Genomic DNA, 21,145 nt, shown 5'->3' with positions numbered 1-21,145 from the left:
ATGTCCAGCAACGCGCCTTCGATCTGCTCGACCTGACACCCTCGCTGTAGGCAGCACGAAACACTTCGCAGTCAACAAATCCCTGCGATCACAACAACTTGCTCAATTCCCTCAGGGGTAACTTCGGACTAGTCATCACGCTGTCATCCCGAGCGCAGCGAGGGGTGACAGCTTCGCGCAAGCGCCGCTACCCGGCCTGCACCGGCAGCCCTGCCGCCTTCCATTCGGGATAGCCGTCCTCCAGGCGCCGCACCTTGAAGCCCTTCTGCCGCAGCAGCGCCACCGCCTCGAACGACAGCACGCAGTAGGGACCACGGCAGTAGGCGACGATCTCCTTGCCGCGCGGCAGCTCATCGAGCCGCCGCAGCAATGTCTTGAGCGGGATGTTGATCGCGCCGGCCAGGCGGCCGAGCGCAAACTCCGCCGGCGGCCGCACGTCGAGCAGGGTCACGGCCTTGCGCCGCAGGCGCGCCGCCAGCTCCTGCCGCGATACCGGCTCCAGGCCGTCGCGGGCCTGGAAGTAGCGGCTGATCACATCGCGGGCGTCGGCGACGCTCTGCTCGGCGATGCGCCTGACCGCCGCCACCGCATCGAGCACGTCAGGGCCGCCAAGGCTGTACAGCACCCGCTTGCCGTCCTTGCGTGAGCGCACCAGGCCGGCGCGGCGCAGCAGCAGCAGGTGCTGCGAGGCGTTGGCGAAGCTCAGGCCGGCCGCCGCCGCCAGGTCCTCGACGCTGCGCTCGCCCTGCGCCGCGTGCTCCAGCAGCTCCAGCCGATGGCCGTGCGCCAGCGCCTGGGCGACGGCCGCGAAGCTGTCGTAGAGCGCCCGCTTGGGGTTGGACGTTGACTCAGGTCCGCTCATGGTCTTTCATTCAATAGATCATTTGAATATTCAGCCGGTCGGCGCGCCACGTCAAGCCGGTCGCAGGTGCCATGGACGTGACTGAAACGCTGCTTGCCCACGAGGCTGCCATCCGGCTCACGGCTTTTGTCGCCGTGCTCGTGCTGATGGCCGTCCTGGAGGCGGCCCTGCCGTGCCGCCAGCGCAGCGTGACACGCTGGGTGCGCTGGCCCGGCAATCTCGGCATCGTCGTGCTCAACACCGCCCTGCTGCGGCTGCTGCCGGTGACGGCCGCCGTGGTCGCGCTCGTGGTCGAGGGGCAGGGCGCGGGCCTGCTGCCGGCGCTTGGCCTGCCGCCATGGGCGATGATCGTCGCGGCGATGGTGCTGCTCGACCTCGCCGTCTACCTGCAGCATGTGCTGTTCCACGCCGTGCCAGGCCTGTGGCGGCTGCACCGCATGCACCATGCCGACCTCGATTTCGACGTCACCACCGGCAGCCGCTTCCATCCCCTCGAGATCCTGCTGTCGATGGCCGTGAAGCTGGCGGTGATCGTGGCCATCGGCGCCCCGGCCGCCGCCGTGGTGCTGTTCGAGATCACGCTCAACGCCACGTCGATGTTCAACCACGCCAATGTGCGGCTGCCGATGGCGCTGGACCGCGTCCTGCGCTGGATCGTGGTGACGCCCGACATGCACCGCGTCCATCATTCGATACGGCGCCCGGAAACCGACAGCAACTATGGCTTCAACCTGCCCTGGTGGGACAGGGTGTTCGGCACCTACCGGGCGCAGCCGGCCGATGGCCACGACGGCATGACGATCGGCCTGCCGATATTCCGCTCCGTCCGCGACTCGCGGCTGGACCAGCTGCTGCTGCAGCCGCTGAGGAACCCGTCCGCGCCGCGAGATTCCGACGCCGCCGGCTTCCCTGACGGCGGCGACGCGCGGCATCTGCGCCGCGCCGGGTGACGCCGCGGCGCTTGCCGGGTCCGAAGCGGCTTGAAAGCCGCCCGGCCGCATCTTAATGTTCAGTGAACACTTATCGCCGACCAGGGAGGGCTATGCATGGCCATGTCATCCGAGGGCAAGCCTGTGCGCGCCGTCGTCGTCGACAACGCCGCCACCGGCAAGCTGGTGCTGCGCGCGCTGCCGGCGCCGCAGCCCGGACCGTCACAGGCCCTGGTGCGGGTTTCGGCGATCTCGCTCAATCGCGGCGAGACCCGCACGGCGCTCAACGGGGCTGCCGATGGCTGGCGGCCGGGCTGGGATCTGGCCGGCGTGATCGAGCGTCAAGCGGCCGATGGCAGCGGGCCGCCGGTCGGCACGCGCGTCGTCGGCATGCTGCCGCAGGCGGCATGGGCCGAGCTCGTTGCCGTGCCGACCGTGGCGCTGGCCGCGTTGCCCGATGCCGTGAGCTTCGCGCAGGCAGCGACCTTGCCGGTGGCGGGACTGACGGCGCTGCACGCGCTCGCCAGGGGCGGCTTGCTGCTGGGCCGGCCGGTGCTGGTCGGCGGCGCCACCGGCGGCGTCGGTTCCTTCGCGGTGCAGCTTGCGCGGCTGTCGGGCGCGCATGTGGTCGCCGTGGTCCGCAACGAGCGGGACGAGGCCCTGGTGCGGCGGCTCGGCGCCGATGTTGTCGCCATCGGCGCCGATGCGAACGCCGCGACGGCGCAGGGGCCGTTCGATCTCATCCTGGAGTCGGTGGGCGGCGCCTCGCTGGCGGCGGCGCTGGGCCTGCTGGCGTCGGGCGGCACCTGCGTGCTGTTCGGCGCCTCGCTCTCGGCCGAGACGACCTTCGATGCCGGCCGGTTCTATCGCGGCGGCGGCACGACGCTCTATGGCCTCTTCCTCGGGCAGGAATTGCAGCGCGAGACGGCAAGCACCGGACTCGCGCGCCTGGCGCGGCTGATCGCCGACGGCAAGCTTGCGCCGCAGATCGATATCGAGGCGCCCTGGACGGAGATCGCCGACGTGGCCGCGAAACTGATGGCGCGCCACTTCACCGGCAAGGCCGTGCTGCATCTGTAGCGCATCGGCAACGAGGAACCGGAAGCGAATGCCGTGCGGCCGTCGCGAAGCATCGGCGGCAAACAGGATGGGTTGGCTCTATTCAGCGCCGCCTTCCAGCAGCGATTCCAGCAGGACATGACGCGGCGATGCGAATGGATTGACAACCGTCACCCCGCCCCATGTGAAGCCGTCTTGCAGGTCTTCGGACAGAAGCAACCGGCAACCGGCATGGGAGGCGGCGGAAACCACGACAGCGTCCCAGATGCCGAAACGATGGTCGATCGCAAGGTCGGCGGCGGTCAGCATGACTTCGGGCGATGTCTCGGCCGCCGCGAAGCTGTCGCGCCACGCCAGAAGCGCTTCCCGCGCATCGGTGCGCGATCTGCCAGCCTTGCGCACCAGCACATTGAACAGCTCGCCGAGGACCTGAACGGGAATGACAGCGGCCTCCTGGGGAAGACCGCGCACCAGCTCGAGGGCAACGTCGCGCCTGCCGTCGTCGTTGACGCCCTCTGCATAGGCGAGAACGTTCGTGTCGAGGGCGACCTTCACTGCTCGTCCTCGTAAAGTTCGTCGCGCGTCCAGCGCCCGGCGTTGACGACAGGCTGGCGTTCGAGACGCGACAGCAGCGCCGCACGCGCCCCTGAAACCACGCTCTCATGCTTGTCGGCGGGAACGATGCGGGCCACGGGCCGCCCATGGCTGGTCACAACATAGCTGTGCCCCTCGCGCACGCCGCGCAGGATGAGAGAGAATTTGCGGTTCGCATCCGCGGCTGAAACAGTTTCTTCCATTGGACTTTCGATACATGTAGTTATATTGCCTACAATATCGCAGATATGCTGTCCAGCAAGCCGTTTTCAAAGTTTCCGCCGACAGCGATTGAGAAGACGAAGCCGCTTCAAATCTCCACAGTCAGCAAATGTCTGTCTCGGTGCCGGGCTTGAAACACGGCGTCTCCGTTCTATATGTACACCGTTAACTGTTCGTTGAACATGCATAAGGATTCCGTCATGGTCGCGCTCCAGGCCGATGGCGCTGCGTATCAAGTCGCCGACCCTGCAGAGACGGAGCGGTCTCAGGTGCCGTCGGGCCATCGCGACAGGTGGCTGCGGTGGTGGCCGCTCTGCCGCTATTCCCAGCCGCACGACCGTGCAGTCCAGCGCCTGGTGCGTGCCGCACACGACGATGCGCGCGAATGGTCGGTCGAATACAGACCATGAGCTGACGCCGGATGCAGCGCGCTGTCGCGAGTTGAATCGCTGCCGATCGAGTCGCCGTTGCATCGTCGCCACGTTGCGGCGACCTTCGCCCGTGCATGGGGCGCGCGTGTCGCCACGATCGCGACTCACGTCTTCGAGATGGCGCGCGCCCTTGACGTGCATGCGGGCCTCACTGGCGACCCTCGGCCAGCGCCGCCGTAAGGTTCATTGTGGGCGCGTGGAGGAGGATGCAGCATCATCGATGCCGCGTCCGATCCGGGAGGTCCGCATGAAACGACGAGCTGCAGCGGTCGCCGCCTTTCTGGGCGTGGCCGTCGCGCTTGCGGTCGCGCCTGAGCTGGCACGCGCCGATGGTCCGTCGGTCTACGGCGTGTGGCTGACGCAGGAGCAGAGCGCGCATGTCGAGATCTGGTCCTGTGCAGCACAAGGGCGCGGTCCGGTATGCGGCCGGGTGGTGAAGCTGATCGATCCGACCGGGCCGGACGACAAGCCGGTAGTGCCGGAACAGGCCGTCGACTTCCGCAATCCCGATCCGGCGCTGCGCAGCCGCAAGACGCTCGGCATGGTGTTCCTCTACGACTTCAAGCCGACCAGCGATCCCAACGCATTCGAGGAAGGCACAGTCTACAGCGCCGACGACGGCAAGACCTATCGCGCCAACCTCGCGCTGCAGCCCGACGGCACCCTGCGCCTGCGCGGCTATGTCGGCATTCCCCTGTTCGGCCGCTCCGAGACCTGGACGCGCGTGCGCTGAGCCTAGGCCCAGTCCTGGAAGAGGACTCCCTTCCGGGCCGGCACGATGCTGGAGAACCTGAGCGGAAACCGACATGATTGGCCATCGCAAGGCTTGCCCGGATTCGGCATGAGCTTCGGGATGAAGCGCTTGTTCTGTATCAGCTCCCAGGGGTAGCCGTAGAACCGCCGATCCCACATGCTGTAGGACTCTTCCTTGCCGAGCTGGCCGCACATGCGCGGCAGGTCATGCGGGTTCACGCCGTCCACGGCGACGTAGAAGCCAAGCAGGTTCGACACCAGGTCCTCGGCGCTGAAGCCGCTGTACATCGGGATCCCCAGCTTGGGAAACGCCGCCTGCAGCCCCTCGAACAGGAACGTGACCTCGATGAAGATCGCCAGCGCCACGGATTTCTTCTGATCGATCGTCAGTCCGCGGCTGACGACATAGGTCCGCTGTCGGCCGATATGAAGGGACATCTCCTGCCGGTACGTGACGAGGAATCCCTCCTGGCCGTTGGGCAGTCTGTAGGGATCCTTCCACGTCCCGGGTCCCGGGTCGGGAAGGAGATTCCGGTGCGGCGGCGGCAGGTGGCGTCTGAAGTCCTGCCAGAGATCCTTTCCGACCCGTTCGATCGGATTGGGATCCTTGCGAGCGCGATAGGCGGGCTGCGCCTCTCTGCAGATCTCGTCCCACAGGCTTTGGGCGCCGATGTGAGGACCGCCGCGCCGTGGATTGGCGTGGCCCAGGTCGATCCAGCCGCAGTTGCAGGAGTAGCGCAGCCGGCCGTTCTCGATGTCTCGTCGAAGCATGGTCGCACCTCGATCCTTGATGATGAGCTCGATAGGTGACGTTCTCAGGGGCGGCGGTCGAAGCCGTCGCCGCCAGGTCGGATCCGTCAGCGGCTGCGTTGCTGCTCACACCGCATCGGTCCTGCGATCGGGCAGGCGGCGATGCTGCGCCACATATATGCGGGCGCCGCGGCTCAGGCCGATGTCGGCGAGCAGGCGATCATCCAGTGCCAGCAGCGCATCGATGCTGCGGTGCTTTTCGGCATAGGCCTGCAAGCGCGCAAGCCGGCGCACGAGCCATGCAGCCGGCCGGGCCCGCCGAAGCGCACGGCCGGGGGCGATGGCATCCAGGCTGCTCATGGGCATTGCTCCTGTGACCAGGGTTGGCGCAGTCCATGGCAAGCGATATGGGCGGGTGGGATTTCGTGGCGATTTCAGCCGCGGAGATTTCGGTTACACCTGTAATCAGACCAGGACATCTGTGTGTCATGCCCGCGGCGGCAGATGGCGGGCCACCGCCCGGGCGATGTCCGACGACGCAAGCGGCTTCTTCAGGAAGGCGCAGATGCCGACCATGTGCGTCTGATCGGCTTCGGCCGGCATGACGCCGCCCGACATGAGGATGAATGGGATATCCGGTCGCAGGCGATGCACGGCCAGCGCCAGCTCGGAGCCGGTCATCGCCGGCATCACCTCATCGGCGATGACCAGGTCGAAGCGCTGCGGGTCGGTGCCGAAGGCCGCCAGGGCGGCGCTGCCGCTGTCGAAACCGACCGGCTCGTAGCCGAGCTCCGCCAGCATCTCCTCGCCGAGCGCCACGAGCGGCTGCTCGTCGTCGACCAGCAGGATGGTCTCGCCATGGCCACGCGGCAGGGGCGGTTCCGCCTCATCATTGCGCCGATCGCCCGGATCGGCGGCAGCAATATAGACCTCGAACGTGCTGCCTGCGCCTGGCCGGCTGCGCACGTTCAGCACGCCGCCATGGTCGGCGACGATCCCATGCACGCTCGCGAGGCCCAGACCAGTGCCCAGCCCCACGGCCTTCGTCGTGAAGAAGGGCTCGAAGATCCGCTCGATCGTGGCCGGGTCGATGCCGTGCCCGCTGTCGCGCACCTGCAGGCGCCAATAGCGGCCGCGCGCTGCGGTGCCGTGCGACAGGTCGGCCGCTTCATCGAAGGTGATGCTGTCGAGCTCCAGCGGCACGATGCCCCGGCCGTCCATCGCATGGGCGGCGTTGGTGCAGAGGTTGATCACCACCTGCTGCAGCTGCGCCTCGTCGCCGATGACGGTTGCGTCCGCGCTGGCGGCGCGCAAATGGATCTCGATGGTCGCCGGCAGCGAGGCGCGCAGCAAGGCGATGGCGTCGTCCAGCATCGGCTTCAGGGGCACACGCTGGTGGCGGCGCTCGGCCCGGCGGCTGAAGGTCAGGATCTGGTTGACGACGTCGCGGGCGCGCTCGCCGGCCCGGTGTGCTTCGCGCACATGCCCGAAGGTCCGGCTGTCCCGCGGCAGGTGGGCGAGGGCCATCTCGGCATAGCCCAGGATGGCGCTGAGGATGTTGTTGAAGTTGTGCGCGATGCCGCCGGCCAGCGTGCCGAGGGCTTCCAGGCGTTGCGCCTGGCGCAATTGCATCTCCAGTGCCGCGCGCCGTGCCGCGCCCTGTTCGCGCTCGATCGCGCTGACGAACATCTCGCCGGCCATGCGCAGCAGCGCGATGTCGTCGTCGGCCATCTGCCGTTCCCGCCGAGTCATGTCGAAGCCCAGCAGGCCGATGCGGTTGCCGGTGCGCCCCAGAGGCACGCATGTCCATGAACGGATGTCGCAGGCCACGAGCGCCGCGCGCTCACGGCCGGCCGGCAGCGCCGCGACGGACGGCACGTGAATGCAGCCTTGACGGTCGTGCCCGGGCAACTGCCAGCGCAGGCCTGTCGCCAGAAGCATGTCGCGGCAGTCGGCAGAGAGCGCCGCAATGCCCTGACGCGACCAGCCGTGAGCTGCCTCCACGCCCATGCCGGTCTCGACGCCCAGCAGAAGATATGCGCGGTCCAGGCCGGCACCGTCCGCCAGCCGCGCCAGGGCGTCGTCGATGCCTTGAGCCGTGCGATCAAGTGGCAGGTTGATGAATCGGGTCGAGGTTTCGGTGATCAGGTTCTCGAAGGCCAGCCGCTCGCGCAGCGTGCGTGCATTGATGCGCAGGCGGAAGAACAGGTGGCCAAGACAGGCGGCCAGCACCACGGCGGCGAGATAGAGCAGCAGGCGGAACGTGGTGGCACGGGCCGCGGCCCGGCCATGCGTATCGAGATAGAGATCCTGCAGCGCCTGGGCCCGCTCGCCCGTCGGTGACGACAGCAGCCGGGTGATGATGCCGTCGACATCCGGCAGTGTCGCGACGATGAGGCGCCCGTGCGTCACCAGCGGCTGCACGTCTGTTCCGCCCGCTGACGGCGGCAGGTCCGCCAGCCGGCCGAGCGCCGCCGTGACGTCGGCGGCGGCCTCCGGCGTCGGCTCGCCCGTGAAGCGGAGCATGGCATTGGCCAGCATGCCGGTTGCCCTGCTCGTTTCGCCTTCCGCGCGCCGCGGCGGCGCATCGAGCTGATGGGCGGCATGGTTCAGATAGCTGAGCGAATTCTGCAGCAGGGCGTTGCTGGACTTGAAGGCATCGACCAGGGCCTCCTGCTCGTCCACCGCCGCCGTCAGGCGTTCGAGCTGCCGGTTGATGGCAACGCCGGCCGAATCATCGAGAGCCGTGCCCAGCGTCTGCAGATCGATGACGGCACCCCGCAGCCCGTCGACGGATCGCACCAGCGGATCGTAGTTGCGCAGCAGGCCGGCGCGTGCCCGCAGCACGTCGCGATGCAGCGCGGCGTTGTTGAGGGACAGCATGCGCAGCGCATCGAGCGTGCGCTCGTGGAGGACGGGATCCGGGCTGGCGCTGCGCACCAGCAGCCAGGTCAAGGCGACGAGCAGGGCGGCAACGACCGGCGCCGTCCTGCCGATGCGCTTCATCGCACCCTCCGGTAGTCGCCCGTCAACGTGCCGAGAAATTTCACGATCAGGTCGATGTCCTGCGCCTCGACTGTCCGGCCGAGCTGGCTGCGGGCCATGACCTCGACGGCCTCCGGTAGCGTCTCGGCGCTGCCGTCGTGGAAGTAGGGCGCGGTCAGCGCGACGTTGCGCAGGCTCGGGACGCGGAAGACGTGGCGATCGCGAGCGTCGCCGGTGATGGTGAAGCGGCCGAGATCGGCCGCCGTGATCCGGGCGCGTCGTGCGAAGGGATCGTCGAAGATGCCGAATTTCTGGAACAGGTTGCCGCCGATATTGACGCCCTGGTGACAGGCCGTGCAGCCATAGGCGCGGAAGAGCTCATAGCCGCGCTTCTCTTCGGTGGTTATGGCGTCGGCCTCGCCGCGCAGGTAGCGGTCGAAGCGGGCGTCGGGGGTGAGCAGCGAGCGCTGGAAGCTGGCCAGCGCATCCAGCACATGCGCCCGCGCCGGTGGACCGCGATAGGCGTTGTCGAACGCCGCGCGATACGATGCATCGGCATTCAGCTTCGCCAGCAGCTCGTCCCATGACGCGTTCATCAGGCGCCTGTCGCGCAGCGTGCTTTCGTTCTGCGTCTCCAACGCGCGGAAATTGCCGCGCCAGTTGAAGCGGAAGCTGAGCGTGGCATTGAAGATCGTGGGCGCGTTGAAGTCGAGCGGCCGCCCGTCGCTGCCCATCGCATGGGCGCGGTCGTCGTCGCCGCCGGCATCGAGGCGGTGGCACTCGGCGCAGGCCATGACGTCGCCGTGCGACAGGCGCCTGTCATGGAACAAGCTGTCGCCCAGCTTCACCTTGGCGGCATCGAGCCCCGCCGGGTGCGGTACCGGCGTGATCGGTGCGGTTTCGCTGCCCGTGGCGGGCGGGTCCGCATGTCCCGCCGTCCACGCCAGCAGCGGGCCCAGGATTGCGGCGACCAGCCATGCGCCGGCCGCAAGCCGAAACGGGGTTATTGTCAAGGCAACCTCCGACCAGCCCCTGCGTTGTGAACGCTGGACGAGCGCCGAGGTTCGCCAGTGAAGCACGTCCTTGCCGTCGACGACGACCCGGCGATCCGCAACATGATCGCCGACTACCTGGGCGAACATCATTTCCGCGTCAGCACTGCCGCCAGTGGACGCGAGATGGCGCGCGCGCTCAAGGCAAGTCCCGTCGATCTCGTCATCCTCGATGTCCAGCTCGACGACGAAGACGGGTTGGAGCTCGTGCGCGATCTGCGGGCGCGCTCGTCGTTGCCCATCATCGTGCTGAGCGGCCATCGCCGTGACGAGGTCGATCGGGTGATCGGCCTCGAGCTCGGCGCCGACGACTATCTCACCAAGCCGGTCTCGTTGCGCGAGCTGCTCGCCCGCATCCGCGCGGCGCTGCGGCGCGCCGATGCGGCACCGAAGGTCAGGCCCGACGACAGGCGCGTGCGCTACCGTTTCGCCGGCTGGGAGCTCAGCCTGCGGACGCGCCGCCTGACGGCGCCGTCCGGCGAGGCGATGCCGTTGACGCGCGGCGAGTTCAACCTGCTGGTGGCCTTTCTGGAAGCGCCGCAGCGCGTGCTCAGTCGCGAGCAGCTTCTGGCTTCAAGCCGCGTGCACGATGCTGACGTGTTCGACCGCTCCATCGACGTGCAGATTCTCCGGCTGCGCCGCAAGCTCGAGCCGAATCCGAGCGAGCCCCGGCTGATCAGGACCGAGCGTGGCACGGGCTATGTCTTCGCTACCCCAGTCGAGATCCTGTGAGCGGCGCAACGGCATGTCGGCGAGCAAGCATCGGGGCCGCTCGCATCGTGGCGTGCCGCCATCACGTTGGCGTCACGAGTCCGATGGCGGGTTGATCGCTGTCGCGGCGACATCTTCGTTGCGGCTGATCGAGAAGTTGTGATCGCCGCGGCGGCATTGCCGCAATGCGCGCGGCACGGCGTATCACCCGCCTTGCGTCAGGGAGAGACAGGTTTGGGGCGACATGAATCCGCGCGAACGGCGGCGTCGGCTTGCGATCGCATCAGCCGTTCTCTCAGCGATGCCGGACCCGTTGTGGTCGCATCGCCGAATTGCGGAGGAAATCATGGACCATCATCACGTCATCCGGACGGGCTTGCTCGCGCTCGGCCTGGGAATCCTTGCCGCGTCGCCGTCGCTGGCGCAGCAGCAGACCACGACCGGCGATGCCGCGTACTGCGCCAGGCTCGCCGCGATGTACAACCGCTACCTTGCCGACTCGACGCCGAGCATGGAAACAATTTCGGCCCAGAACCAGTGCTCGGGCCCCAACGCGGCGCAGGCGATCGCGTCGCTGGAGAAGCTGCTGCAGTCGAAAGGCTACAAGCTGCCGGAGCGATCCGTCGGCCAGCAGAACTAGCGCGGGTCAGTGCTCGTGTAGCGCGGCGTCAGTCGTAGCACACCAGCCGCACGCGGTTGCCCCAGGGGTCGACGAAGTGCACGAGCTGTCCCGGCATCGGCGTGATGCCGGCATCGGCCAGCGCGTTCAGGACGGCGTCCTTGTCGTCGACCACCAGCCCGAACTGACAGCCCCCGGAATGACTGCCGTCGCGGCCGTTGTCCGGGGGCGTCTTCTGCAGCACGAGGAACTGGTCGCTCAGATCGAGGAAGGCCCAGGCGTCGCTGCGGTCCAGCAGCGCGAACTCGAACAGCCGTCCGTAGAAGGCCAGCGCCGCGTCGATGTCGCCGACGGCCAGCGCCACATGATGCACGCCCAGCGCGCGGGCTTTGCGGGTGGCCGGCATCGCGCGCCTCGTGGCGTTGGGGCGGCGATGCGCGGCCTGGTCTCAGGTGCTCAGGCCTGCGGCTCGGGCGCCGGGCCCTGATCGCCGCGGCCCCGGCGGTCGGCCATGAACTGGTCGAACTCGGCCTTGTCCTTGGCGTGGCGCAGGCGCTCGAGGAAGTCCTTGAACTCCTTCTGCTCCTCCTCGAGGCGGCGAAGGGTCTCGTCGCGGTATTCATCGAAGGCGCGGTTGCCGCTCGATCCCTGCGCGCGGTACCAGCGTTGCATGCTGTCCTGCGCGCGCTGGCGCCAGTGATCGGCACCGCGATGTTTCCAGCATCCCATGCGTCCGCTCCATTTCAAGTAGATCAGCAGCCCCAGCCCGATCGGCCAGAACAGGACGAAGCTCACCACCAGCAACGCGATCCAGGCGCCCCGGGGGATGTTGTCGAGAGCTGCTGTGACGCCCATCGACCTGCTCCTCATGTTAATGTTTATTACATTCACATAATTGGTGGATCGCCGGCTGCTGTCAAGCCGTCGCCATAAATTTCTACCAGCGCCCGCCCGGCGCGGTGCCGTGCGATGCCGCGCCGCCGACCAGGCCGAGCCCCTGCAGGTAGACCAGCACGGCGGCTTCCAGCAGGTCCTCGGGCGACATCGGCAGCGCGCGCCGTCCGGCGTCAGCGCGCGCGAACAGCGAGGCGATGCCGTGCGACATCGCCCAGACATGCAGGCTCATCATCAGGGCCGGCGGCCGGCTGGCCGGCGGCGCCGCGGCGCACAGGGTCTCCGATGCGCCGCGCAGCACCGCGAAGGCGTCGTCGGCCGCCTTGCGTAGATCGGGATCCGAATCCAGCGCCACGCCGGCCTCGAACATGGCGGCGTAGTAGGCCGGCTCGCGGCGCGCGAAGGCGAGGAAGGCGCGGCCGATATTCTCGAACGCCTTCACCGGCTCGGGCCGCCCCTCGTTCCAGGCCTGCGCCAGCGCCGCCGTGAACAGCTCGAAGCCGCGCCGCGCCACGTCGGCCAGCAGCGCGTCGCGGTCGCGATAGTGGCGGTAGGGTGCCGCCGAGCTGACGCCGGCCATGCGCGCGGCGTCGGCGAAGGTGAAGCCCGCCGGTCCCTTCTGTCCGATCAGATCGAGCGCGGCACGGATCAGCGCCTCGCGCAGATTGCCGTGGTGGTAGCCGCGCCGCTCGCCCGATCCATCGCCTGACCATCTCATGTGAAAGGCTCTTACATGACCCGCGCATGAAAAGCAGCGGGAATAGATGCGGCGCTGTCGCGTTCGTGCTAGAAATATGTGAGCGCCCACACAAGGGAGAATTCCATGGCCAAGCCACCCCCACCCCGTCCGCCCGGTGTCGGTGGAAACCCTGTGGCTGCGCGGATCGGCGCCTATGGTGGGCCTGGATGCCTGTGGGCACGCATCGACAACACCGGCAGCGGCATCGTCTACCGTGTCGCGGCCATCATCCTGGTAGGGCCGTCGTCGACACTGGCCGACGCCCGTGCCGGCCATCGCTACATGATCTGGGCAGCGGCAACCCTGGCGCGCCAGGCCGGATATACAACGTTCACGTTCTATGGCGACCAGGCCAATCCGAACTTCCGCGCGCACGCCGACCGGCTCGCCCAAAGCGTCGGCGTGCCGGGCTCGGGCAAGACCCCGCGTGCGTCGTCGGGCGGCTACGCCGACTACCAGGTCACGCTCGACGTTTCCAAGGTCCTGGCGTGATTTGGGAGCGCCGGCTTCCAGCCGGCTCATGATCCGGCGCGTCGCGCCGGTGCCGGCTGGAAGCCGGCGCTCCCAGGCGCCTACGCCAGCGATTTCGAGGCGATCTCGTAGACGTCGGGCGACAGCTTGGGCGCCGCCAGGATGCGCGCCAGCGCCGCCTTCATCTTGGCCTGCCGGCCGGCATCGAAGCGCTGCCAGCGCCCCAGCGGCGCCAGCAGGCGTGCCGCGACCTGCGGGTTGATCGGATCGAGCGCCAGCGTGCGGTCGGCGTGGAAGGCATAGCCCGAGCCGTCGGCGGCGTGGTAGCGCAGCGGATTGCCGGCGGTGAAGCTGCCGATCAACGCCCGCACCTTGTTGGGCTTCTCCAGCGCGAACGCCGGATGGCCGAGCAGCGCCGTGACGCGCGCCAGCGTGTCGGGCAGCGCCGAGAGGGCCTGCAGCGCCAGCCACTTGTCGATCACCAGCGCATCGTCGCGGAAGCGGTCGTGGAAATCGTCGAGCGCCGCCTGCCGCTGCGGCCCGTCGAGATCGACCAGCAGGCGCAGCGCCGCCATGCGGTCGGTCATGTTGTCGGCGGCGCGATAGGCGGCGAGCAGCCGGTCGGCCGTGCCGGGCGCTTCCGCCGCCGATGCCGCGAGGTAGCCCAGCGCCACATTGCGCAGCGCCCGGCGCCCGGCCGCCGCCGCATCGGGCGTGTAGGGTCCGGGGCTGGCGTTGGCCGCCACGATGCGCTCGAGGTCGGCGCGCAGGCTGGTGGCGATCGCCTGGCGCAGCGCCTCGCGCGCTGAATGGATCGCCTCGACGTCGACGATGTCCATGCGCTCGGCGATGTAGTCCTCGCCCGGCAGCGCGATGGCCTCGGCCGCGAACGCCGGCTCCAGTGATTCGTCGCGCAGGATCTGGCCGACCGCCTCGACGAAGGCGGGATCGAACGGCGTCGGTGCGCCGCGCTGGATCTCGCCGGCGCGGCGCAGCAGCAGGTCGGTGGCGAATTGCTGGCCTGCCTCCCAGCGCGCGAAGGCATCCGAATCATGCGCCATCAGGAAGGCGCGCTCGGCGCCGCCCTGCGCCAGGGTGACGTTGACCGGCGCCGAGAAGCCGCGGTTGACCGACAGCGCCTTGGGTTGCGGCACGTTCACGAACCGGAAGGTCTGGCGCGGCGCGGTCACCGCCAGCACGCGCCCGGGCGCAGCGGCATCGGCGGTCTCGCCGTCCAGCCGCAGCCTGATGTCCTGGCCCTGGGCGTCGAGCAGGCCCATGGCCAGGGGGATGTGCATCGGCGCCTTGTCGGGCTGGCCCGGCGTCGGCGGACAGCGCTGCGTCACCGTCATCTCGTAGGCGCCGGCACGCGTGTCGTAGCTTCCCTCGATCGCCAGCTCGGGCGTGCCGGCCTGGCTGTACCAGCGCTTGAACTGGCCGAGGTCCACGCCGTTGGCGTCGGCCATGGCGGCGGCGAAGTCGTCGCAGGTGACGGCCTGGCCGTCATGGCGCTGCACGTACAGGTCCATGCCCTTGCGGAAGCCGTCCTGGCCCAGGATCGCCTGCATCATGCCGATCACCTCGGCACCCTTGTCGTAGATGGTGGCGGTGTAGAAGTTGTTGATCTCGATGTAGGAGTCGGGCCGCACCGGATGCGCCAGCGGGCCGGCATCCTCGGGGAACTGCCGCGCCCGCAGGCTGCGCACGTCCTGGATGCGCTTCACCGGCCGCGAGCGCATGTCGGACGAGAACTCGCGGTCGCGGAACACGGTCAGCCCTTCCTTGAGGCTGAGCTGGAACCAGTCGCGGCAGGTGATGCGATCGCCGGTCCAGTTGTGGAAATACTCGTGCGCCACCACGGTCTCGATGCCGGCGTAGTCGGCGTCGGTCGCGATCTCCGGATCGGCCAGGATGTACTTGTCATTGAAGACGTTGAGGCTCTTGTTCTCCATCGCCCCCATGTTGAAGTCGCTGACGGCCACGATGTTGAACAGGTCGAGGTCGTATTCCAGGCCGAAGCGCTCCTCGTCCCAGCGCATGGCGCGCTTGAGGCAGTCCATGGCGTAGCCGGTGCGCGCCTGCTTGCCGTGCTCCACGAAGATGCGCAGCGTCACGTCGCGGCCCGAGCGCGTCGTGAAGCGATCCTCGTTGCAGGCGAGGTCGCCGGCGACCAGCGCGAAGAGGTAGCTGGGCTTGGGGAAGGGGTCGTGCCACACCGCGACGTGGCGGCCGCCCTCGACTTGGCGCTGCTCGACCAGGTTGCCGTTGGACAGCAGCACGGGATAGGCGGCGCGGTCGGCGCGGATGGTGGTGCGGTAGGTGGCCATCACGTCGGGCCGGTCGAGGAAGTACGTGATGCGGCGGAAGCCCTCGGCCTCGCACTGGGTGCAGAACACGTTGCTGGAGACGTAGAGCCCCGAGAGCTGCGTGTTGGCCGCCGGATCGATCCGCGTCTCGATGTCGAGCGTGAAGGCCGGCGGCGGCGCGGCGATGGTGAGGCCCTTGTCGTCGAGCCTATAGTCGCCGGCGCCCAGCACGCGCCCGTCGAGCGCCACCGACACCAGCTCCAGCGCATCGCCGTGCAGCACCAGCGGGCGGGCGCCGCCGCTGCGGTCATGCGCCGCCGTGATCGCCAGCCGCGCCTTGACCCGCGTCGATGACGGCTCGAGATCGAACTCGAGGTCGACCGTCTCGATCCGGTAGTCGGGCGGCGTGTAGTCCTGGCGGTGGATCGCCGTGGGCTGCGGTTCGGTCATGCCTTCCTCGGAATTGTGCCTGGTCCAGTCGGTCATCCCGAGCGTAGCGAGGGATCTTCCGATTATGGAGTCTCCATTCGCAGGAGATTCCTCGCTGCGCTCGGAATGACAATTGAATACCCTCGTACCGACCGATGACCGGAGGAACGAGCATGCTGCGCATCCCGCATCACGGGCGCTACGACTATTCGCCGATCGTCAAGCGGACCGATTACGACTGGCCCGGCGGCAAGCGCCTGGCGGTGCATGTCGCGCTCAACATCGAGCATTTCGCCTACAGCGCCGGCATCGGCCATGCGCTGTCGAGCGAGCTGCCGCCACCCGATCCGCGCACCTTCGCCTGGCGCGACTACGGCAACCGCGTCGGCGTCTGGCGCCTGCTGGATCTCCTCGACGAGCTGGCGCTGCCTGCCTGCCATCTGGTGAACACCACGGTGTTCGACTACGCCCCCGACATCATCGCGCCGATCGTGGCGCGCGGCGACGAGTTCATCGGCCACGGCCGCACCAACGCCGAGCGCCAGGGCCAGATGTGGGAGGCCGACGAGGCCCGCCTGATCGCCTATGTGCGCGACCGCATCCAGGAAAAGACCGGCCAGCGCCCGCGCGGCTGGATGGGGCCGTGGATGTCGCAGAGCCACGTCACGCCCGACCTGCTGAAGGAAGCCGGCTTCGACTTCCTGATGGACTGGCCCTGCGATGACCAGCCGGTCTGGCTGCGCACCCGCGCCGGCAGGCTGATGTCGGTGCCCTATTCGCTGGAGATCAACGATTCGCCGCAGATCCTGGTGCGCCACCACACGCCCGAGCAGTTCTGCGCCTTCATCGTCGGCCAGTTCGAGGAGATGCTGCGCCAGTCGGCGAAGCAGCCGCTGGTGTGCGGCATCGAGCTGCACACCATGATCTTCGGCCAGCCCTATCGCCTGCGCGCCCTGCGCGAGGCGCTGCGCCACATCGTCGATCATCCCCAGCGCGACAAGGTCTGGCTCACCCGCCCCGGCGCCATCTTCGATCACTGCGCCGCCCTGCCCGAAGGCGTGATGCCGTAGGGAGAATCACTTCCCCGCCAGCCCGTCGGGGAACTTGTCGGCGATCAGGTTCAGCGCGATGCCGTGCTCCAGCCATGCCTTCAGCCCGGCCAGCACGAACGTGAAGCCTTCCGTCGAATCGATCGCCGCCTTCACCTGGGCATCGCCGTCGCCCGTGAAGCCGGTGCTGGTGATCGACAGGTAGGTGCCGTCGGCGCGCGGCGTGAAGTCCCACGTCACCGTGGCGTCGCCGAAGCCGGCGATCACGATGCGCCTGTCCTGGTCGACGGCCTTCACGTCGATGGTCATGCCGAAGCCGTACATCTCCCAGTCCCACCGCACCGTCTTGCCGGCCTCCAGCCGGCCGCTGCCCTTGGTGAACCAGAAGCGCGTCGTCACCGCCGGATCGACGACGGCGTTGAATACCTCGGCCACCGGCTTGCGGATCAGCATTCCGGCCGTGGCGACCGGCGCCTGCGTCAGGCTCGTCATGCGCTCCTCCTGTTGCTCAACCATATGGTTCACTATAGGAAGGCGCGCAGCGCGGTTCAACCCGCCGCGGCCGTCAACCACGTGCGGTCGAACACCTCCAGCAGCGCCGCGTAGGCATCCGCCGCGATCTGGTCGAGGCCGCCGCCCTGGCCGCCGGCCAGGAAGGCAGTCATGTGCCGGTCGGCGAGGTCGGGGCTGGCGACGGACACGCCCAGCGCCGCCAGGTCCCCGGCCACCGACCCCTGGGCCGGAAGATAGGCGTCCGTATCGCGCAGCCGCGCGCTCGCCGCCGGCAGCCGCACCATGGCGATGCGCGTCACCGACGGCTGGGCGTGCGGGCCGATGATCGTCGCGCCGCACATGAAGCCGGCCAGCACGCTGACCGGCGGTGTCGGGGGAAACAGGCAGAACAGGAACTGCATGCCGCCCTGGTCGCGCAGGTCCATGAGCAGGGCGCGCTTGCTGATCGTGACCGGGCCGTCCACCTGCATCCGTCCGGTCGGCAGGGTTTCTGCGTAGCTTGCCGACAGCCGCTGCGCCGCCGGCACGATCGCCAGCGCGCCGCGGATCAGCCGGCCGTGGAAGTACGGCGACCATGCGTGCGAGTAGCAGGCGTAGATGCCGGCAAGCGAGACGTCGTGCTCATGATGATGGCCGGCCGGTCCGTCGGCCCCGTCGGCGTGCCGGCGCAGCGTGTCGGGGTCGCGCTGATGGCGGGCGCAGAGCGCGTCGAGGAAGGCCTCGCTGTCGCATTCGGCGATCCATGCCCCGGCGCGGCCGAGATCGACCAGCTTGGCCCAGTCCTCGTAGACCTGCTGCTCGCGCGGCCGGGCGCGGCCCTGCAGCCATTTGCTGGCGCGCTCGACGTCGAATGCCGTTGCCGGGTTGACCCGGCGGAACGCAGCCGCAAGGTCCTTGCGCGTGACGGTGCCCAGCAGCGCCGCCGTCAGTCGCAGTTTGCGGTCGATCTCCCGCGCCACGAGCCCCCCTGGCCGCCGGCTCACCGCGCCGGTGAATTTCCCGGCCGATCTTCCAGGAAAAGACGCGGAAATCCAGTGCCTTCCGGACGTGGGGCCTTACGCAGTGCGAAATGCGCCGCAAGATGGCGCCAGCCGGCCCTGCCGCGGAAACAGCCTGCCGTGCCGCAGGAAATCGTCGTCAGGGCGGTACTGGAGGGGAGAGATGCTGCTGCTCAACCACCGCAACTTCAAGGTTGTCGCGTCCGCCGGGGTCGTCAATTCCGGCGAGGCCGCGACGCTGGCCAACGATGGCCTGTTCCAGAACAAGATGAAGCGCATTCTCGACATGGCCACCGAAATGGTGTCGGCGGCGTCCTGGGCGCTCTTGAATTTTGACAGCGCCTGGCGCGTGAACCCGTCAGGGGCGGCCACGGACACCGACGTCATCGTCGTCGCGCCGGCGCTGCTGAAGTACTTCCATATCGAGATCGACGCAGCCAACGAGTCCGCGCGGCGCAAGCAGCTCAGCCGCATCGACCGCATCCGCTGGGTCTACCAGACCATCAACACCGGCCTGTCGTTGCGCAGCTGCGACATCATCATCGAGCATATGAGCGCCACCACCAAGGCGCGCGTGGCGCTCGAGCAGGTCAAGCGCGACGGCGCCAGCCCGATCCGCCGCAATTTCGGGTTCACCGACGAGTTTGGGCACAAGCAGTGGCAGCAGGCGATCGGCGACATCGAGCTCAACCTCAACTATGTCAAGGGCGAGCCGCCCGACACCGTCGCCCGCACCGTCGTGCACGAGGCGTCGCACAAGTTCGCCAACACCAAGGACGTCCTCTACAAGGATGGATCGTTTGCCAAGCTGCCTGCCGATCAGTTCGATGAGGCCCGCGACCTGGGCATCATCGGGGCCAACGACCAGCGCGAGATCACGCTGCCAGGACGCACCAAGAAGCTGCGCCCGATGTCGGGGTGGGAGAAGAACACCAACGACGTCATCACCGACGATCGGTGGCTGGAGAATGCCGACAGCTACGCCTGGACGGCGCGACGGATCTGGAAGAAGAAGACGGGGTTCAGGAAGGACCAGGCGGCGTAGCCGCTTCAGCTGCTTGCGGCATGCTGTCCGGGGAGAAGGGACGCCCCCGGTCAGCGCCGCCGCCCCAGCAGGAACAGCCCGCTCCACCAGGCATGCAGGCCGGCGACCGGCGCCGCATACCACAGCCATAGGTCGGCGGCGCGCCGCGCGCTCAGCACCAGGACCAGCACTGCCAGCGAGACGAGGCTGGCGATCGCCGTCAGCTGCAGCCAGCGCCGCAAGGCGGCGGCCATCGGCGGCGTCGCCGACCAGGCGATCCACGACGCCAGCGGCGCGAGCACGAGCGCCGCGCCGGTGCCCAGCAGCATCAGCGCCAGCAGCACGCCGCCGCCCCAGCCGGCCGAGGCCGGCCACACCACAATGATCAGCACCAGGGCCTCGAGAAGGGTCGCCGCCAGCGATCCCAGCACGTAGACGCCCCGCGAATCCCGCCACAGCCCCGACCGCGCCGGTGCCGCCGCCATCGCCATCGCCGGCGACGGCGTCCGCTCCCCCATGCCCCGCTCCCCGCATGTTCTGCCGGCCGCAGCGTGACGGCCTGGGGGCGTCCTGGCAACCGGCAGCCGGGTGGCGGCGTCAATACGCCGGGCGGTTGCCGCTGCCGTAGCGGGGCTCGCGCGGCTGGTACGATGCCGGCTGCAGCGAGCCGATGTATTTCGCCGCCGACGGCCCGTCGACCGCCACCACGCTGCCGTCGGTGTAGACGATGCTGACCTCGAGCCCGCCCGATGCCGGCAGGTCGAAGGTGATCAGGCATTTCATGCGGTCGTCGAAGTTGCTCAGGCCGACGAGGTTCTTGAACAGGTTGATCATGCCCTCGTTGTGCACGAAGCCCGAGGTGAGCTGCATCAGGCTGTCGAGGCTCTTGATCTGCGAGGTGCGCACCTGGGTCAGGGCCCGGATCAGCTTGGCCAGCGCGCCGGCGGTCTTGGGATTGGCCAGGCGCTGGCTCTTGAGCCAGGCCGACCAGCGCGCGCCCAGGCTGAGGTTGAAGTCCCAGCCGCCCAGCCCGATGCCGAGCGCGCCCTGCGGGCTGTCGAAGCCGTAGCCCAGGCACAGCACCACGCCGCCGCTGGCGCCGGCGCCCAGGCCGACGCGGCTGGCCGTCGCCACGAACGGGAAGCCGAGGTCGGCGCTGTGCAGGTTCCACAGCGAGCCGACAAGCGCCTCCTTGCCGCCGGCGACCACGGTCACGCCGCCCTTGAGCCCGGCGCCGATCCAGGCTTTCGCCGGGTCGACCCGCGGCGCCATGCGCGCGATCACGATCTTATCGCGCCAGCCGTCGGGCCGGATGATGACGCCGCTGGCCGTCTCGCCGACAGCCGGCAGGCGGTCGAGCTGCATGATCTGGCGGTGGTTCTGGTCCTCCAGGAAGACCGTCGCCGTGATGCTGCCGCCGCCCGGGATGCGGGCGCCGCCATAGGTCGAGCTCACGGGCGCGATCCGCACCCAGGTGCCGATGATGTTCTCCAGCAGGCTCTTGTTGAAGGGCGGCCGCTGGCGCCAGTTCTGGCTGGTGCTGATGGCGCCGGCGCGCACGTCTCGAACTCGATATAGCAGCAGCGGCCACCGTTGCTGATCACGTAACACGCGCCCATGCCTGCCTCCAGCCTGCCGGCAGGATAGGCAAGCCGGCCAGCGCCGGCCGGGGGCGTGTCGGGGCACGTCATGGCATCGCAGGGCAGGCCCTGCATGATCGCCGGCGCCGCCGTCTTGCGCGCAGCCCGGGCCGCC

The 21,145-nt window shown here is 68.6% G+C and carries 23 protein-coding genes; 8 read left to right on the top strand and 15 right to left on the bottom strand.

Going from position 1 to position 21,145, the window contains the following annotated elements:
* Window positions 1-187 precede the first annotated feature (187 nt).
* Complete coding sequence (locus FHP25_RS30210; protein WP_147850709.1) at window positions 188-862, bottom strand: ArsR/SmtB family transcription factor; 675 nt, start codon at window positions 860-862, stop codon at window positions 188-190.
* A 71-nt stretch (window positions 863-933) separates the two neighbouring features.
* Between FHP25_RS30210 and FHP25_RS30205 the strand changes: the two genes are divergently transcribed.
* Both FHP25_RS30205 and FHP25_RS30200 read left to right on the top strand, forming a co-directional pair.
* Window positions 934-1,812 (top strand): sterol desaturase family protein, encoded by an 879-nt coding sequence (locus FHP25_RS30205; protein ID WP_178133893.1) that lies wholly within the window; start codon window positions 934-936, stop codon window positions 1,810-1,812.
* A gap of 96 nt (window positions 1,813-1,908) precedes the next feature.
* Entirely contained in the window at window positions 1,909-2,871 is a 963-nt protein-coding gene (locus FHP25_RS30200; protein WP_218578711.1) for a zinc-binding dehydrogenase, read from the top strand.
* A 78-nt stretch (window positions 2,872-2,949) separates the two neighbouring features.
* Here FHP25_RS30200 and FHP25_RS30195 read toward each other — a convergent pair whose 3' ends face one another.
* Both FHP25_RS30195 and FHP25_RS30190 read right to left on the bottom strand, forming a co-directional pair.
* The gene (locus FHP25_RS30195; RefSeq protein ID WP_147850708.1) at window positions 2,950-3,405 is read right to left on the bottom strand and encodes a PIN domain-containing protein; all 456 of its coding nucleotides are present in this window, start codon (window positions 3,403-3,405) and stop codon (window positions 2,950-2,952) included.
* Window positions 3,402-3,647, bottom strand: coding sequence for a type II toxin-antitoxin system Phd/YefM family antitoxin (locus FHP25_RS30190; protein ID WP_147850707.1), 246 nt, complete (start codon window positions 3,645-3,647; stop codon window positions 3,402-3,404). Before FHP25_RS30190 ends, FHP25_RS30195 begins: the two co-directional genes overlap by 4 nt.
* 697 nt (window positions 3,648-4,344) lie before the next feature.
* Here FHP25_RS30190 and FHP25_RS41000 point away from each other — a divergent pair.
* A complete protein-coding gene (locus tag FHP25_RS41000) occupies window positions 4,345-4,830 on the top strand; it encodes a DUF2147 domain-containing protein (protein WP_178133892.1) in 486 nt (161 codons plus the stop codon).
* A 2-nt stretch (window positions 4,831-4,832) separates the two neighbouring features.
* Here the strand turns inward: FHP25_RS41000 and FHP25_RS30180 are convergent, their stop codons facing one another.
* The 4 genes from FHP25_RS30180 to FHP25_RS30165 all read right to left on the bottom strand — a co-directional run bounded on the left by FHP25_RS30180 (window position 4,833) and on the right by FHP25_RS30165 (window position 9,598).
* The gene (locus tag FHP25_RS30180) at window positions 4,833-5,621 is read right to left on the bottom strand and encodes a hypothetical protein (protein WP_147850705.1); all 789 of its coding nucleotides are present in this window, start codon (window positions 5,619-5,621) and stop codon (window positions 4,833-4,835) included.
* Between the two features lie 105 nt (window positions 5,622-5,726).
* Complete coding sequence (locus FHP25_RS30175) at window positions 5,727-5,960, bottom strand: DUF1127 domain-containing protein (RefSeq protein ID WP_147850704.1); 234 nt, start codon at window positions 5,958-5,960, stop codon at window positions 5,727-5,729.
* Window positions 5,961-6,086: 126 nt separating this feature from the next.
* A complete protein-coding gene (locus tag FHP25_RS30170) occupies window positions 6,087-8,606 on the bottom strand; it encodes a two-component system VirA-like sensor kinase (protein ID WP_147850703.1) in 2,520 nt (839 codons plus the stop codon).
* Window positions 8,603-9,598, bottom strand: a complete 996-nt coding sequence (locus FHP25_RS30165) for a cytochrome-c peroxidase (RefSeq protein ID WP_218578710.1) — start codon at window positions 9,596-9,598, stop codon at window positions 8,603-8,605. The genes FHP25_RS30170 and FHP25_RS30165 overlap by 4 nt, the downstream gene beginning before the upstream one ends.
* Window positions 9,599-9,655: 57 nt before the next feature.
* On the opposite strand from FHP25_RS30165, the gene FHP25_RS30160 reads away from it, so the two are divergent.
* Together FHP25_RS30160 and FHP25_RS30155 are read left to right on the top strand one after the other, a co-directional pair.
* Window positions 9,656-10,369, top strand: a complete 714-nt coding sequence (locus FHP25_RS30160; RefSeq protein WP_231712531.1) for a response regulator — start codon at window positions 9,656-9,658, stop codon at window positions 10,367-10,369.
* Between the two features lie 325 nt (window positions 10,370-10,694).
* Window positions 10,695-10,988 carry a hypothetical protein gene (locus FHP25_RS30155; RefSeq protein ID WP_147850702.1) on the top strand — a complete coding sequence of 98 codons (294 nt, stop codon included), beginning with the start codon at window positions 10,695-10,697 and terminating at the stop codon, window positions 10,986-10,988.
* Between the two features lie 28 nt (window positions 10,989-11,016).
* Here FHP25_RS30155 and FHP25_RS30150 read toward each other — a convergent pair whose 3' ends face one another.
* The 3 genes from FHP25_RS30150 to FHP25_RS30140 form a co-directional block, all read right to left on the bottom strand.
* On the bottom strand, window positions 11,017-11,373 hold the full coding sequence (locus tag FHP25_RS30150; protein ID WP_147850701.1) for a VOC family protein: 357 nt from the start codon (window positions 11,371-11,373) through the stop codon (window positions 11,017-11,019).
* 50 nt (window positions 11,374-11,423) lie between these two features.
* Window positions 11,424-11,822, bottom strand: coding sequence for a DUF2852 domain-containing protein (locus FHP25_RS30145; protein ID WP_147850700.1), 399 nt, complete (start codon window positions 11,820-11,822; stop codon window positions 11,424-11,426).
* 82 nt (window positions 11,823-11,904) lie between these two features.
* Window positions 11,905-12,579 (bottom strand): TetR/AcrR family transcriptional regulator, encoded by a 675-nt coding sequence (locus FHP25_RS30140; RefSeq protein WP_147850699.1) that lies wholly within the window; start codon window positions 12,577-12,579, stop codon window positions 11,905-11,907.
* Window positions 12,580-12,684: 105 nt separating this feature from the next.
* On the opposite strand from FHP25_RS30140, the gene FHP25_RS30135 reads away from it, so the two are divergent.
* Entirely contained in the window at window positions 12,685-13,092 is a 408-nt protein-coding gene (locus FHP25_RS30135) for a hypothetical protein (RefSeq protein ID WP_147850698.1), read from the top strand.
* Between the two features lie 80 nt (window positions 13,093-13,172).
* Here FHP25_RS30135 and pepN read toward each other — a convergent pair whose 3' ends face one another.
* Window positions 13,173-15,827 carry an aminopeptidase N gene (gene pepN, locus FHP25_RS30130; RefSeq protein WP_147850697.1) on the bottom strand — a complete coding sequence of 885 codons (2,655 nt, stop codon included), beginning with the start codon at window positions 15,825-15,827 and terminating at the stop codon, window positions 13,173-13,175.
* Between the two features lie 152 nt (window positions 15,828-15,979).
* Here pepN and FHP25_RS30125 point away from each other — a divergent pair, with 152 nt between their 5' ends.
* Window positions 15,980-16,876 (top strand): polysaccharide deacetylase family protein, encoded by an 897-nt coding sequence (locus FHP25_RS30125; protein WP_147850696.1) that lies wholly within the window; start codon window positions 15,980-15,982, stop codon window positions 16,874-16,876.
* A gap of 6 nt (window positions 16,877-16,882) precedes the next feature.
* Here FHP25_RS30125 and FHP25_RS30120 read toward each other — a convergent pair whose 3' ends face one another.
* A complete protein-coding gene (locus FHP25_RS30120) occupies window positions 16,883-17,347 on the bottom strand; it encodes an SRPBCC family protein (protein WP_147850695.1) in 465 nt (154 codons plus the stop codon).
* A gap of 56 nt (window positions 17,348-17,403) precedes the next feature.
* Window positions 17,404-18,327, bottom strand: a complete 924-nt coding sequence (locus FHP25_RS30115; protein WP_147850694.1) for a hypothetical protein — start codon at window positions 18,325-18,327, stop codon at window positions 17,404-17,406.
* 202 nt (window positions 18,328-18,529) lie between these two features.
* Here FHP25_RS30115 and FHP25_RS30110 point away from each other — a divergent pair, with 202 nt between their 5' ends.
* Window positions 18,530-19,411, top strand: a complete 882-nt coding sequence (locus tag FHP25_RS30110) for a hypothetical protein (RefSeq protein ID WP_147850693.1) — start codon at window positions 18,530-18,532, stop codon at window positions 19,409-19,411.
* Window positions 19,412-19,461: 50 nt separating this feature from the next.
* On the opposite strand, the gene FHP25_RS30105 is transcribed toward FHP25_RS30110, so the two are convergent.
* Window positions 19,462-19,908: a hypothetical protein gene (locus tag FHP25_RS30105; protein WP_147850692.1), complete on the bottom strand. Its 447-nt coding sequence runs from the start codon at window positions 19,906-19,908 to the stop codon at window positions 19,462-19,464.
* A 79-nt stretch (window positions 19,909-19,987) separates the two neighbouring features.
* Window positions 19,988-20,950 carry a hypothetical protein gene (locus FHP25_RS30100; RefSeq protein ID WP_147850691.1) on the bottom strand — a complete coding sequence of 321 codons (963 nt, stop codon included), beginning with the start codon at window positions 20,948-20,950 and terminating at the stop codon, window positions 19,988-19,990.
* Window positions 20,951-21,145: the final 195 nt, after the last annotated feature.

The sequence above is a fragment of the Vineibacter terrae genome (genome assembly GCF_008039615.1).
In the GTDB taxonomy this organism is placed as follows: Bacteria; Pseudomonadota; Alphaproteobacteria; order Reyranellales; family Reyranellaceae; genus Vineibacter; species Vineibacter terrae.
Note: the sequence above shows the minus strand (reverse complement) of the source record. Positions and strands in the feature narration are given on the sequence as shown.

Coding starts and splice junctions, on each gene's coding strand:
- FHP25_RS30205 (WP_178133893.1), top strand. CDS start 934: ATGGACGTGACTGAAACGCTGCTTGCCCACGAGGCTGCCATCCGGCTC.
- FHP25_RS30125 (WP_147850696.1), top strand. CDS start 15,980: ATGCTGCGCATCCCGCATCACGGGCGCTACGACTATTCGCCGATCGTC.
- FHP25_RS41000 (WP_178133892.1), top strand. CDS start 4,345: ATGAAACGACGAGCTGCAGCGGTCGCCGCCTTTCTGGGCGTGGCCGTC.
- FHP25_RS30150 (WP_147850701.1), bottom strand. CDS start 11,373: ATGCCGGCCACCCGCAAAGCCCGCGCGCTGGGCGTGCATCATGTGGCG.
- FHP25_RS30210 (WP_147850709.1), bottom strand. CDS start 862: ATGAGCGGACCTGAGTCAACGTCCAACCCCAAGCGGGCGCTCTACGAC.
- FHP25_RS30135 (WP_147850698.1), top strand. CDS start 12,685: ATGGCCAAGCCACCCCCACCCCGTCCGCCCGGTGTCGGTGGAAACCCT.
- FHP25_RS30180 (WP_147850705.1), bottom strand. CDS start 5,621: ATGCTTCGACGAGACATCGAGAACGGCCGGCTGCGCTACTCCTGCAAC.
- FHP25_RS30110 (WP_147850693.1), top strand. CDS start 18,530: ATGCTGCTGCTCAACCACCGCAACTTCAAGGTTGTCGCGTCCGCCGGG.
- FHP25_RS30155 (WP_147850702.1), top strand. CDS start 10,695: ATGGACCATCATCACGTCATCCGGACGGGCTTGCTCGCGCTCGGCCTG.
- FHP25_RS30190 (WP_147850707.1), bottom strand. CDS start 3,647: ATGGAAGAAACTGTTTCAGCCGCGGATGCGAACCGCAAATTCTCTCTC.
- FHP25_RS30175 (WP_147850704.1), bottom strand. CDS start 5,960: ATGAGCAGCCTGGATGCCATCGCCCCCGGCCGTGCGCTTCGGCGGGCC.
- FHP25_RS30140 (WP_147850699.1), bottom strand. CDS start 12,579: ATGAGATGGTCAGGCGATGGATCGGGCGAGCGGCGCGGCTACCACCAC.
- FHP25_RS30200 (WP_218578711.1), top strand. CDS start 1,909: ATGGCCATGTCATCCGAGGGCAAGCCTGTGCGCGCCGTCGTCGTCGAC.
- FHP25_RS30145 (WP_147850700.1), bottom strand. CDS start 11,822: ATGGGCGTCACAGCAGCTCTCGACAACATCCCCCGGGGCGCCTGGATC.
- FHP25_RS30105 (WP_147850692.1), bottom strand. CDS start 19,908: ATGGGGGAGCGGACGCCGTCGCCGGCGATGGCGATGGCGGCGGCACCG.
- FHP25_RS30120 (WP_147850695.1), bottom strand. CDS start 17,347: ATGACGAGCCTGACGCAGGCGCCGGTCGCCACGGCCGGAATGCTGATC.
- pepN (WP_147850697.1), bottom strand. CDS start 15,827: ATGACCGAACCGCAGCCCACGGCGATCCACCGCCAGGACTACACGCCG.
- FHP25_RS30170 (WP_147850703.1), bottom strand. CDS start 8,606: ATGAAGCGCATCGGCAGGACGGCGCCGGTCGTTGCCGCCCTGCTCGTC.